The 12,458-nt window shown below is 60.1% G+C and carries 10 protein-coding genes; 9 read left to right on the plus strand and 1 reads right to left on the minus strand.

Features of this window, described 5'->3' with window-relative positions; all coding sequences use genetic code 11:
- Positions 1 to 136: 136 nt before the first annotated feature.
- The gene (locus tag E4T63_RS02850) at positions 137 to 1,048 is read right to left on the minus strand and encodes a LysR family transcriptional regulator (protein ID WP_098966954.1); all 912 of its coding nucleotides are present in this window, start codon (positions 1,046 to 1,048) and stop codon (positions 137 to 139) included.
- Between the two features lie 165 nt (positions 1,049 to 1,213).
- Between E4T63_RS02850 and amaB the strand changes: the two genes are divergently transcribed.
- The 9 genes from amaB (at position 1,214) to E4T63_RS02905 (ending at position 12,449) form a co-directional block, all read left to right on the plus strand.
- Positions 1,214 to 2,704, plus strand: a complete 1,491-nt coding sequence (gene amaB / locus E4T63_RS02855) for an L-piperidine-6-carboxylate dehydrogenase (protein ID WP_135294844.1) — start codon at positions 1,214 to 1,216, stop codon at positions 2,702 to 2,704.
- A 224-nt stretch (positions 2,705 to 2,928) separates the two neighbouring features.
- Complete coding sequence (gene amaA, locus E4T63_RS02860) at positions 2,929 to 4,212, plus strand: L-pipecolate oxidase (RefSeq protein ID WP_135294845.1); 1,284 nt, start codon at positions 2,929 to 2,931, stop codon at positions 4,210 to 4,212.
- A gap of 368 nt (positions 4,213 to 4,580) precedes the next feature.
- A complete protein-coding gene (locus E4T63_RS02865) occupies positions 4,581 to 5,714 on the plus strand; it encodes an ABC transporter substrate-binding protein (RefSeq protein ID WP_027613531.1) in 1,134 nt (377 codons plus the stop codon).
- A gap of 238 nt (positions 5,715 to 5,952) precedes the next feature.
- Positions 5,953 to 6,867 carry an ABC transporter permease subunit gene (locus E4T63_RS02870; protein WP_027613532.1) on the plus strand — a complete coding sequence of 305 codons (915 nt, stop codon included), beginning with the start codon at positions 5,953 to 5,955 and terminating at the stop codon, positions 6,865 to 6,867.
- Between the two features lie 3 nt (positions 6,868 to 6,870).
- Positions 6,871 to 8,172: a high-affinity branched-chain amino acid ABC transporter permease LivM gene (gene livM / locus E4T63_RS02875; RefSeq protein ID WP_135294846.1), complete on the plus strand. Its 1,302-nt coding sequence runs from the start codon at positions 6,871 to 6,873 to the stop codon at positions 8,170 to 8,172.
- Complete coding sequence (locus tag E4T63_RS02880; protein ID WP_027613534.1) at positions 8,169 to 9,041, plus strand: ABC transporter ATP-binding protein; 873 nt, start codon at positions 8,169 to 8,171, stop codon at positions 9,039 to 9,041. The genes livM and E4T63_RS02880 overlap by 4 nt, the downstream gene beginning before the upstream one ends.
- Entirely contained in the window at positions 9,038 to 9,754 is a 717-nt protein-coding gene (locus tag E4T63_RS02885) for an ABC transporter ATP-binding protein (protein WP_047600666.1), read from the plus strand. The genes E4T63_RS02880 and E4T63_RS02885 overlap by 4 nt, the downstream gene beginning before the upstream one ends.
- Positions 9,755 to 10,604: 850 nt before the next feature.
- Positions 10,605 to 11,369: an SDR family oxidoreductase gene (locus E4T63_RS02895; RefSeq protein ID WP_027613536.1), complete on the plus strand. Its 765-nt coding sequence runs from the start codon at positions 10,605 to 10,607 to the stop codon at positions 11,367 to 11,369.
- A 174-nt stretch (positions 11,370 to 11,543) separates the two neighbouring features.
- Entirely contained in the window at positions 11,544 to 12,449 is a 906-nt protein-coding gene (locus tag E4T63_RS02905) for a cation diffusion facilitator family transporter (RefSeq protein WP_135294848.1), read from the plus strand.
- The last annotated feature ends 9 nt before the right edge of the window (positions 12,450 to 12,458 follow it).

Below are 12,458 nucleotides of genomic sequence, written 5' to 3' on the forward strand. Positions count from 1 at the left end.
TGCCAGCATTTTTTAAGAGCGTCGAGATCACCTGTGGGAGCGGGCTTGCTCGCGAATGCGGTGGGTCAGTCAATTCAAATGTGACTGATGCACCGCATTCGCGAGCAAGCCCGCTCCCACAGGGTTGTTGAAAACTCTATATCGGCGTCAGGTCCGGGCTATCAATCTGCTCCAGCATCCACTTCACAAAGTCGCGTACCTTCGGCACTTCCGCCGCATGCTCCGGGTAGGCCAGGTAATAGGCGTCGGAACTGGGCATTGCATGCTGCCATGGAATGACCAGTTTGCCGTCGGCCAATTCCTCTTCCACCAGAAACCGTGGCAGCAGCGCCACACCGCAGCCGACCTGGGCGGCGCGGATGCACATATAAAAGGTTTCGAAACGCGGGCCGTGGTAGCTGTGTTCGGTGTGGTAACCCTGACTGTCGAACCAGTCATGCCAGGCCTGTGGGCGCGAGGCATTTTGCAGCAGCACCAGATCGGTCAGTTGCGTCGGGTCGGTGAAGGGCTGATCCGGCAGGCTGCCGGGCGCACAGACCGGCACCAGCTCTTCGCCGAACAGCTTCAGGCATTCGGTGCCGGGGCGTGAGCCCTGACCGAAATAGAACGCCAGATCGCTGCGCCCCTGCAGCAAATCGTCGGCCTCCTGTTCGTTGCACAAGTCGAGATGGATCGACGGATGGCGCAGACGCCAGCCCTTCAGACGCGGTACCAGCCAGCGCGCGCCGAAGGTCGAGGGTGTAGAGACGCGCAGGACTTCGGTCTCGCCGCCGTAGGAGCGCAGGTAATGCGTGGACATTTCCACCTGGGTGAGGATTTTTCGGACTTCCACCAGGTACAAATCCCCGGCCGGGGTCATCTGCAAGCGACGACGCACCCGACGGAACAACAAGTGCTGCAACAATTCCTCAAGCTGCGCCACTTGCTTGCTGACAGCGCTCTGGGTCAGGTTCAGCTCTTCGGCGGCCCGGGTGAAGCTCAGGTGCCGGGTCACGGCTTCGAAGCACTGCAACGCGGTGATCGACGGCAAGTGGCGTTTGTTCAGCATGGGTGATCCCTTTTTCTTGTCTTTCTGTGCGCAGCATGAATAAACGGAATGATATCTCGCGTAAAGGTCGTTTGTTGCCTTGCCCTCGGGAAGCTACAACTAAAGGCCTGCCCGGTCGTTTGCATTCGGCCGCACACATTCTGTTTTTCGCTTGAGGAGTGACCCATGGTTGCCGCATTGCTTGATCGTCTTGGTGTGAGCCCGGCCCTGTATCAGAACGGCAAAGTGCCGGTGCATTCGCCCATCGACGGCAGCCGCATCGCCGCCGTGAACTGGGAAGGCCCGGCCGAAGTCGAGCAGCACATCAGTCGCGCAGATCATGCTTTCGAGCTGTGGCGCAAGGTGCCGGCCCCGCGTCGCGGCGAACTGGTGCGTCAGTTCGGCGAAGTGCTGCGCGAATACAAGACTGACCTCGGCGAACTGGTGTCGTGGGAAGCGGGCAAGATCACTCAGGAAGGCCTCGGTGAAGTGCAGGAGATGATCGACATCTGCGACTTCGCCGTCGGCCTGTCGCGTCAGTTGTACGGTTTGACCATCGCCTCCGAGCGCCCGGGCCACCACATGCGTGAAACCTGGCATCCGCTGGGCGTGGTCGGCGTGATCAGCGCGTTCAACTTCCCGGTCGCGGTGTGGGCGTGGAACACCACGCTGGCGTTGGTCTGCGGTAATCCGGTGGTGTGGAAACCGTCGGAGAAAACCCCGCTGACCGCACTGGCCTGCCAGGCACTGTTCGACCGTGTGGTGAAGAATTTCAGCGATGCGCCGGCGCACCTGTGCCAGGTGATCATCGGTGGCCGTGATGCCGGCGAAGCGCTGGTGGATGACCCGCGTGTCGCGCTGATCAGCGCCACCGGCAGCACCCGCATGGGCCGCGAAGTGGCACCGAAAGTCGCCGCACGTTTTGCTCGCAGCATTCTCGAACTGGGCGGCAACAACGCGATGATCCTCGGCCCGAGCGCCGATCTGGACATGGCCGTGCGCGCCATCCTGTTCAGTGCGGTCGGTACTGCCGGGCAGCGTTGCACCACCCTGCGTCGGCTGATTGCCCATGAATCGGTGAAGGAAGAAATCGTCACTCGCCTCAAAGCCGCGTACGCCAAAGTGCGCATCGGTCATCCGCTGGAAGGCAATCTGGTCGGCCCGCTGATCGACAAACACAGCTTCGAAAACATGCAGGACGCGCTGGAGCAGGCACTGAGCGAGGGCGGCCGGGTGTTCGGCGGCAAGCGTCAGCTCGAAGATCAGTTCCCCAACGCCTACTACGTGTCGCCGGCCATTGTCGAAATGCCAGAGCAGAGCGACGTGGTCTGCAGCGAAACCTTTGCCCCGATCCTCTACGTGGTCGGCTACAGCGACTTCCAGGAAGCACTGCGCTTGAACAATGCGGTGCCGCAGGGCCTGTCGTCGTGCATCTTCACTACCGACGTGCGCGAGGCCGAGCAGTTCATGTCGGCGGTCGGCAGCGACTGTGGCATCGCCAACGTCAACATCGGCCCGAGCGGCGCGGAAATCGGCGGCGCGTTTGGTGGCGAGAAGGAGACCGGTGGCGGTCGTGAGTCGGGCTCCGACGCCTGGCGCGCGTACATGCGCCGCCAGACCAACACCGTGAACTACTCGCTGGAGTTGCCGCTGGCGCAGGGCATTACCTTCGACTGAGTTTGGAATGAAGCAGATCCTGGGAGCGGGCTTTTGTGGTGAGGGGATTTATCCCCGATGGGCTGCGCAGCGGCCCCAAAACATGCAATCGCGGAGTTTCAGATACACCGCATGCACTGGTTTTACGGTTGCTATGCAACCGATCGGGGATAAATCCCCTCGCCACAGGGCTTTATCCCACAGGATCAGCAGTGTGTTTGGCAGGTTTCTGTTGGAGTCTGGCAATGCCGTTACGCGAAGAATGTCTGTGGGAAAAACTCACGCCGCAGCGCCCGGATAACTCCGCCCTGCGCGGCGAGGTCAAAGTCGATGTCTGCGTGATCGGCGCCGGGTTTACCGGGTTGTCGGCGGCGCTGCATCTGTTGGAAAAAGGCAAAAGCGTCTGCGTGCTCGAAGCGCATCGTGCCGGGCATGGCGGCTCCGGACGTAATGTCGGGCTGGTCAACGCCGGCATGTGGATCCCGCCGGATGAGATCGAGGCCGGATTCGGCGAAGCGGTCGGCAGTCAGCTCAACCGCATGCTCGGGGCGGCGCCGGCGCTGGTGTTCAGCCTTGTGGATAAATACAACATCGATTGCCAGTTGCGCCGCGAAGGCACCCTGCACATGGCGCACAACGCCAAGGGCGAGGCGGATCTGCGCAGTCGCGAGCAACAATGGAAGCGTCGCGGGGCGCCGGTCGAGTTGCTCACCGGAAAGGCCTGCGAGCAAGCCACCGGTACGCAGAAGATCGCCGCCGCACTGCTCGACCGCCGCGCCGGTACGCTCAACCCGATGGCCTATGTCACCGGCCTGGCCAACGCGGTGAAGGGCCTGGGCGGGCAGATGTTCGATCACTCGCCAGTGACCCGTCTCGAACGCGTGGGCCAGCTATGGTCGGTGCAGACCGAGCTAGGTTCGGTACTCGCCGAGCAAGTGGTGATCGCCTCCAACGCCTATACCGAGGGCGACTGGACCGAACTCAAGCGCAACTTCTTCCCCGGTTACTACTATCAGGTCGCTTCGGTGCCGCTGACCGAAGACGCCGCCCATGACATCCTCCCCGGCGGGCAGGGCTCGTGGGACACGCGCCAAGTGCTGAGCAGCATCCGTCGTGACAAGGACGGCCGGTTGTTGCTCGGAAGTCTGGGCAACGGCAATCAGAAGCCGACGTGGTTCCTCAAGGCCTGGGCCGACCGGGTGCAGCAACACTACTTCCCCAACCTGAAACCGGTGGAATGGGAATGCACCTGGACCGGTCGCATCGCCTTCACCCCCGATCACCTGATGCGCCTGTTCGAACCGGCGCCGGGACTGGTGGCCGTCACCGGTTACAACGGTCGTGGCGTGACCACCGGCACTGTGGTCGGCAAAGCCTTCGCCGACTACCTGTGTGACGGAAATCCTCAAGCCCTGCCGATCCCCTTCGCACCGATGCAGCCCCTGGCCGGCGTCGGCCTGCGCAGTTGCCTGTACGAGGCCGGCTTCTCGCTGTATCACGCGGGCCAGTGCCTGCGCATCGTCATTTGAGTGTTGAAATATGTTGCCGGAAGCGGCGCTTTTCGGCGTAGCGACTAGCCTCTAATGGTGCGGGTTGTAGCAGTCCCGCACCAGCAGTGTGCAGTTCGGTGACGCGAGCTGTTACAGGCTGGTTGCACGTCGTTTGGTGCCGCGGTTGCAATGATGGCGCAAGCGGGTTGCGCCTCAGATTTAAAAAGGTTTCACCTTCCGCGGTTTAGACGGTTGCACGCCCAATGAAAATGGGAACGAAACAGTCGAAATAACAAGAAAGCAGCGACTTTTTGAAGAATAAAAAACCGATGGCACGGCGCTTGCTCAGAGCATTCAGTGAAGTGAAGTCGCAGTGCCAACTAAAAAAAACCTTGGAGCACCACCTCATGTCCCAGACGTTTTACAAGAAAGGCTTTCTGGCCCTCGCAGTAGCTACTGCGTTGGGTGTTTCTGCGTTTGCTCAAGCTGATGTGAAAATCGGTGTAGCGGGTCCGATGACTGGCGCCAACGCGGCATTTGGCGAGCAGTACATGAAGGGTGCACAGGCAGCGGCGGACGCAGTCAACGCGGCAGGCGGCGTCAACGGCGAGAAAATCGTACTGGTCAAGGGCGATGACGCCTGCGAACCGAAACAGGCAGTGACAGTCGCCAAGGATCTGGTCAACCAGAAGGTAGCCGGCGTGGTCGGTCACTTCTGCTCCTCTTCCACCATCCCCGCCTCGGAAATCTACGACGAAGCCGGCGTTATCGCGATCACCCCGGGTTCCACCAACCCGCAAGTGACCGAGCGCGGCCTGAGCGCCATGTTCCGTATGTGCGGGCGTGACGACCAGCAAGGCATCGTCGCGGGCGACTACATCGTCGACGTGCTCAAGGGCAAGAAGGTCGCCGTGCTGCACGACAAGGACACCTACGGTCAGGGCCTGGCCGATGCGACCAAGGCTCAACTGGAAAAACGTGGCGTGAAGCCGGTGCTGTATGAAGGCCTGACCCGCGGCGAGAAAGACTTCAGCGCTGTGGTCACCAAGATTCGTGCAGCCGGTGCCGACGTGGTCTACTTCGGCGGCCTGCACCCGGAAGCCGGCCCGCTGGTCAAGCAACTGCGTACCGAAGGCCTGAAAGACGTCAAGTTCATGTCTGATGACGGCATCGTCACCGACGAACTGGTGACCACCGCCGGTGGCCCGCAATACGTTGACGGCGTGCTGATGACCTTCGGCGCCGACCCTCGCCTGCTGCCAGACAGCAAGACGGTAGTGGACGCGTTCCGCAAGGCCGGCACCGAGCCTGAAGGCTACACCCTGTACGCGTACGCGTCGGTTCAGACCCTGGCGGCCGCCTTCAACGGCGCCAAGTCCAACAGTGGCGAAAAAGCCGCCGAGTGGCTCAAGGCCAACCCGGTGAAAACCGTCATGGGCGAGAAAGCCTGGGACAAGAAGGGCGACCTGAAAGTCTCTGACTACGTGGTTTACCAGTGGGACAAGGACGGCAAATACCATCAGCTGGAAAAACAGAAGTAAGGGCTGACGTGATCATCCGAACACCATGAACCCCTGTGGGAGCGGGCTTGCTCGCGAATGCGGGATGTCAGTCGCCATCAACGGTAGCTGATACACCGCTTTCGCGAGCAAGCCCGCTCCCACAGGAGGCGATGGTGTTCCGGGGGAACGTGTCTGCATTGCTCCGACGTAAATCTGTATTTTTCCTAGAAGAACCGCCCGCTCCGGTGGGCAGGTTCTCATTGCGTGAGATTGCGTTATGGATGGTATTTTCCTGCAGCAACTGGTCAATGGCCTGACCCTCGGGTCGGTCTATGGCCTGATCGCCATCGGCTACACAATGGTCTACGGCATCATCGGCATGATCAACTTCGCCCACGGCGAGGTTTACATGATTTCCGCGTACCTCGCGGCAATCAGTCTGGCTCTGCTGGCTTACTTCGGTATCGAATCCTTCCCGCTGTTGATGCTCGGCACGCTGGTTTTCACCATCGTCGTCACCGGCGTCTATGGCTGGGTAATCGAACGCGTCGCCTACAAACCTCTGCGCAACTCCACCCGACTGGCACCGTTGATCAGTGCCATCGGTATCTCGCTGATCCTGCAGAACTACGCCCAGATCAGCCAGGGCGCCCGTCAACAGGGTGTTCCGACGCTGCTCACCGGTGCCTGGCGCATCGACGTCGGCAGCGGTTTCGTCCAACTGACCTACACCAAGATCTTCATTCTGGTCGCCGCATTTGTCGGCATGGGCCTGCTGACCTACGTGATCAAGTACACCAAGCTCGGCCGCATGTGCCGCGCCACCCAGCAAGACCGCAAGATGGCCTCGATCCTCGGGATCAACACCGACCGGGTGATTTCCTACGTGTTCATCATCGGTGCAGCGATGGCGGCGCTGGCCGGCGTGCTGATCACCATGAACTACGGCACGTTCGACTTCTACGCAGGCTTCGTCATCGGCATCAAGGCGTTCACCGCCGCCGTGCTTGGCGGGATCGGCTCACTGCCCGGCGCGATGCTCGGCGGGATCATTCTCGGCATCTCCGAGTCGCTGTTCTCGGGCCTGGTCAACTCCGACTACAAAGACGTGTTCAGCTTCTCGCTGCTCGTACTTGTTCTGGTCTTCCGGCCTCAGGGCCTGTTGGGCCGTCCTCTTGTGTCGAAGGTGTAAGCGATGTCTTCAACCACCCAAAAATCCATCGATATCAAAAAAAGTCTGGTTGAGGCGATTCTGGCCGGCCTGATTGCCCTGATCGTGTTCGGTCCGATTGTCGGCGTCGTGCTCGAAGGCTACAGCTTCAACCTCGAACCAACCCGCGTGGCGTGGATCATCGGCATTGTCATGATCGGCCGCTTTGCCTTGAGCCTGTTTCTGCAGACGCCCAAGGGCCTGAAGATTCTCGATGGATTCGAGAGCACCGGCTCCGGTGTGCATGTGCTGCCTGCCGATCACAAATCACGCCTGCGCTGGATCATTCCGCTGTTGATTGTGCTGGCGGTGATTGTGCCGTTTGTCTCCAACTCGTACCTGCTGGGCGTGGTCATCCTCGGGCTGATCTACGTGCTGCTGGGTCTGGGGCTGAACATTGTGGTCGGGCTGGCCGGTCTGCTCGATCTCGGTTACGTGGCTTTTTACGCCATCGGCGCCTATGGTCTGGCGCTGGGTTATCAATACCTCGGGCTGGGCTTCTGGACCGTGCTGCCACTGGCGGCAATCACTGCCGGTTTGGCCGGCTGCATCCTCGGTTTCCCGGTGCTGCGTCTGCACGGCGACTATCTGGCGATCGTGACCCTGGGCTTCGGTGAAATCATTCGCCTGATCCTTAACAACTGGCTGTCGCTGACCGGCGGGCCGAACGGCATGCCGGCGCCATTGCCGACCTTCTTCGGTCTGGAATTCGGCAAGCGGGCCAAGGATGGCGGGGTGCCGTTCCATGAGTTCTTCGGCATCGCCTACAACCCGGACGTGAAGTATTACTTCATCTACACGGTTTTGTTCCTGGTGGTACTGGCCGTGCTGTACATCAAGCATCGTCTGGTGAAAATGCCGGTGGGTCGCGCTTGGGAAGCCCTGCGCGAAGATGAAATCGCCTGCCGCTCGATGGGCCTCAACCACGTACTGGTCAAGCTTTCGGCGTTCACCATCGGCGCATCGACCGCGGGCCTGGCCGGGGTGTTTTTCGCCACCTATCAAGGCTTCGTCAACCCGACCTCGTTCACCTTCTTCGAATCGGCGCTGATCCTCGCCATCGTCGTGCTCGGCGGCATGGGCTCGACCATCGGCGTGGTGATTGCGGCATTCGTGTTGACGGTTGCTCCGGAACTGCTGCGCGGCTTCGCTGAATACCGCGTGCTGCTGTTCGGCATCCTGATGGTGTTGATGATGATCTGGCGACCTCGCGGGCTGATTCGCATCAGCCGTACCGGGGTCACTCCACGTAAAGGTGCCATTCACTATGAGAGGACTGCGCCATGAGTGAAGTCGTACTCTCTGTGGAAAAACTGATGATGCACTTCGGTGGCATCAAGGCCCTGAGCGATGTCAGCCTCAAGGTCAAACGCAACTCGATCTTCGCCCTGATCGGCCCCAACGGCGCCGGCAAGACCACGGTGTTCAACTGCCTGACCGGGTTCTACAAGGCCTCCGGCGGCAAGATCGAACTCAACGTGCGCGGCAAGCAGACTAACGTCATCCAGCTGCTGGGCGAGTCGTTCAAACCGACCGACTTCGTCTCGCCGAAAAGCTTCCTCAGTCGCCTGTACTACAAGATGTTCGGCGGCACCCATTTGGTGAACCGCGCCGGCCTGGCCCGGACCTTCCAGAACATTCGCCTGTTCAAGGAAATGTCGGTGCTGGAGAACCTGCTGGTGGCGCAGCACATGTGGGTCAACCGCAACATGCTCGCCGGCATCCTCAACACCAAGGGCTACCGCAAGGCCGAAAGTGATGCGCTGGACTGCGCGTTCTACTGGCTGGAAGTGGTCGATCTGGTGGACTGCGCCAACCGTCTGGCCGGTGAACTGTCCTACGGCCAGCAACGCCGTCTGGAAATCGCCCGGGCCATGTGCACGCGGCCGCAGATCATCTGCCTCGACGAACCGGCTGCTGGCCTCAACCCTCAGGAAACCGAAGCGCTGAGCGCGATGATCCGGCTGCTGCGCGACGAGCACGATCTGACCGTGGTGCTGATCGAACACGACATGGGCATGGTCATGAGCATTTCCGACCACATCGTGGTGCTGGATCACGGCGTGGTCATCGCCGAAGGCGGGCCTGAAGCCATTCGCAACGATCCGAAAGTGATTGCCGCCTACCTGGGCGCCGACGAAGAGGAGCTGGTATGAGCAAACCGATCCTCGAACTCAAAGACCTGGACGTGTTCTACGGCCCGATCCAGGCCCTCAAGGGCGTGTCGCTGCAGATCAACGAAGGCGAGACCGTCAGCCTGATCGGCTCCAACGGCGCGGGTAAATCGACCCTGCTGATGTCGATCTTCGGCCAGCCGCGCGCGGCGGGTGGGCAGATCCTCTATCAAGGCGTCGACATCACCCACAAGTCCTCGCACTACATCGCCTCCAACGGCATCGCGCAGTCGCCGGAAGGGCGGCGGGTGTTCCCCGACATGACCGTCGAGGAGAACCTGCTGATGGGTACCATCCCGATCGGCGACAAATATGCCAAGGAGGATATGCAGCGCATGTTCGAGCTGTTCCCGCGGCTCGAAGAGCGCCGCACTCAGCGGGCGATGACCATGTCCGGCGGCGAGCAGCAGATGCTCGCCATTGCCCGTGCGCTGATGAGCCGGCCGAAGCTGTTGTTGCTCGATGAACCGAGCCTGGGCCTGGCGCCGATCGTGGTGAAGCAGATCTTCGCCACCCTGCGGGAACTGGCGAAAACCGGCATGACCATTTTCCTCGTCGAGCAGAACGCCAACCATGCGTTGAAGCTGTCGGATCGGGCGTACGTGATGGTCAACGGCGAGATTCGTCTGACCGGTACCGGTAAGGAGTTGTTGGTGAATGAGGAGGTGCGTAACGCTTACCTGGGCGGGCACTGATTCTGCTTGAGTTGTCCACAAAGCCCCGCGACGAAAGTCCCGGGGCTTTTTACATCCCAAGTCCCGCACAAATCCCTTGTGGGAGCGGGCTTGCTCGCGAAGAGGGTGTGTCAGATAACGCCGTGTTTTATGACACATCCTCTTCGCGAGCAAGCCCGCTCCCACAGTTGATCTGCGCCAGATTTCAGAATTGTGGAAAACAAATTCCCATAGCTGCCAAAGCGCGACATATAGACGCTGCAAATGGCTGTTTTTCCACAGTTTTGACTTGTCCCCGTTTACTGTGGAGCTGGCTGTGAATAACGTGGGAGTAGCTGGCTGAAGCCCTTGTGTTCCGTGGCTTTCAGGCTGGTGATCGCTTTTTGATCAGGCGTTTTTGCTGGAGCTGAAGACGCTGTTGTCAACCTTTTTCTAGGGTGTGCTGTGGAGACAATTACGTGTGAGCAAGCCTGTGGATAAGTCTGTGACTAAACTCTGGAAAGACTCCGCTGAGGGCCGTAATTACTGGCCTCGCGCAATCACTGCACTGACTGTCCGGTCGTGCAAAATGCCATCTCCGGCACAACAGCGGCTTCAGGGTCAAGCAAAAAACTTTCTGTTTCCCGCGCAAAGCCTTGTATGGCGCGGCTTTGCGCGGTTCTACTTGCCCCCGGAAACTGTGGAAGGGACTGTGGATAACATGCGTGCACATGGCTACAGGCCACGGCAGGTATGGCGTAGCGACGGTTGATCAAAATTTGATCGGAAGTTGTCCCGGTGCGGGTGTTGCTCGTAAATGCCGGGCCGGGCATGCTGGCTGCTGATTTTCTATTCCAATGGCTGCGCTGGCGGCCGACGCAAGGAGAACACGATGTCCAACACCCTGTTTATTACCGGCGCAACCTCCGGTTTTGGTGAAGCCTGTGCCCGTCGTTTCGCCGAGGCTGGCTGGAAACTGGTGTTGACCGGCCGTCGTGCAGAACGTCTCGACGCGCTGTGCGCCGAGTTGTCGAAGCAGACTGAAGTGCATGGTCTGGTGCTCGACGTGCGTGACCGCAAGGCGATGGAAGAGGCAATTGCCAATCTGCCGCCGTCGTTCGCCAAGCTGCGTGGCCTGATCAACAACGCCGGGCTGGCGCTGGGCGTCGATCCGGCACCCAAATGCGACCTCGACGACTGGGACACCATGGTCGACACCAACGTCAAGGGCCTGATGTACAGCACTCGTCTGCTGCTGCCGCGTTTGATCGCTCACGGCCGTGGCGCCGGTATCGTCAACCTCGGCTCCATCGCCGGCAACTACCCGTACCCGGGCAGCCACGTGTATGGCGCGACCAAGGCGTTCGTTAAGCAATTCTCGCTGAACCTGCGTTGCGACCTGCAGGGCACTGGCGTGCGTGTCAGCAACATCGAGCCGGGTCTGTGCGAAAGCGAGTTCTCGCTGGTGCGCTTTGCCGGTGACCAGGAACGCTACAACGCCACTTACGCCGGTGCTGAGCCGATCCAGCCGCAGGACATCGCCGAGACCATCTTCTGGGTGCTCAACGCCCCGGCGCACATCAACATCAACAGCCTGGAGCTGATGCCGGTGAGCCAGACCTGGGCGGGGTTTGCGATTGAGCGTAACAAGGCCTGACACCGCGTTGAGGCCATTCGCGAGCAAGCTCGCTCCCACATTTGATCGCGGTCTCATGTGGGAGCGAGCTTGCTCGCGAAGGGGCCGTCACAGGCAATAAATACCGATAAGGTAAACTCTCCTCGCAACAACCCCACCGCACCCTGCGGTTTTCAAGGTTTTCGAGGAGTTAAAGTGAGTAACCGAGGTGAGCAGTCACTGCTCAAACAATCGACCATCCTGATGTTCGCGGTGTCGATTGCCGGGATCGTCACCGGTTTTGTTTCAGGTTCGCAATCCATCCTTTTCGATGGTTTTTTCTCGCTGATCGCAACGTTCATCAAAGTGCTGATGCTGATCACCGCCCGGCTGATCGCCAAAGAGAGCAATCACCGCTTCCAGTTCGGTTTCTGGCATCTGGAGCCTATGGTGCTGCTGATCGAAGGCAGCTTCCTGCTGTTGATCGCGATCTATGCGTTTCTCAACGGTGTGTTCGGCATCATCAACGGCGGCCGCGAGATCGAGCTGGGCTTGGTGATCATTTATGCGGCGGTGTTCACCGTCGTCGAGTTCGCCTACTTCTTCTACGTGCGTCGGCGCAATCGCAAGCTCAAGTCCAGCCTGATCCAGTTCGACAACATCAGCTGGCTGGTGGACGCGATGCTTTCGGTCGGCCTGTTGATCAGTTTTCTCGCCGCGTTGCTGCTCAAGGCCCAGGGCTTTGACGAGTGGGCGAAGTTTGTCGACCCGCTGATCCTGATCGTGCTGGCGCTGACCATGCTGCCACCGGCGTTCAAGATCCTCGGCCCGGCACTGCGTGATGTACTGGGTATTGCACCGGACACCCTGGATGATCAGGTGCGTCAGGTCATGGAAGCGGCGAAGGTCGAGCATGGTTTCGATGATTACGTGACCTACGTGCAGAAGCACGGGCGGGCGCGGTTTATCGAGATTCATGTGGTGTTGCCGGCGGATTATGCGCTGAGCAGCGTAGGTCAGCTGGATGTGTTGCGGGAGGAAATCTCGGCGCAGCTCGGCGAGCCGGATGCGGCACGCTGGTTGACGATCAGCTTTACCGGTGACAAGAAGTGGATTGCCTAGAGACCGTGT

Origin of the sequence: Pseudomonas fluorescens, assembly GCF_004683905.1 — a bacterium.
GTDB lineage: Bacteria > Pseudomonadota > Gammaproteobacteria > Pseudomonadales > Pseudomonadaceae > Aquipseudomonas > Aquipseudomonas putida_A.

Bases quoted from the DNA above. Each gene is read 5' to 3' on its own strand.
- E4T63_RS02850 (WP_098966954.1), bottom strand. From the start codon at position 1,048: ATGCTGAACAAACGCCACTTGCCGTCGATCACCGCGTTGCAGTGCTTC.
- amaB (WP_135294844.1), top strand. From the start codon at position 1,214: ATGGTTGCCGCATTGCTTGATCGTCTTGGTGTGAGCCCGGCCCTGTAT.
- amaA (WP_135294845.1), top strand. From the start codon at position 2,929: ATGCCGTTACGCGAAGAATGTCTGTGGGAAAAACTCACGCCGCAGCGC.
- E4T63_RS02865 (WP_027613531.1), top strand. From the start codon at position 4,581: ATGTCCCAGACGTTTTACAAGAAAGGCTTTCTGGCCCTCGCAGTAGCT.
- E4T63_RS02870 (WP_027613532.1), top strand. From the start codon at position 5,953: ATGGATGGTATTTTCCTGCAGCAACTGGTCAATGGCCTGACCCTCGGG.
- livM (WP_135294846.1), top strand. From the start codon at position 6,871: ATGTCTTCAACCACCCAAAAATCCATCGATATCAAAAAAAGTCTGGTT.
- E4T63_RS02880 (WP_027613534.1), top strand. From the start codon at position 8,169: ATGAGTGAAGTCGTACTCTCTGTGGAAAAACTGATGATGCACTTCGGT.
- E4T63_RS02885 (WP_047600666.1), top strand. From the start codon at position 9,038: ATGAGCAAACCGATCCTCGAACTCAAAGACCTGGACGTGTTCTACGGC.
- E4T63_RS02895 (WP_027613536.1), top strand. From the start codon at position 10,605: ATGTCCAACACCCTGTTTATTACCGGCGCAACCTCCGGTTTTGGTGAA.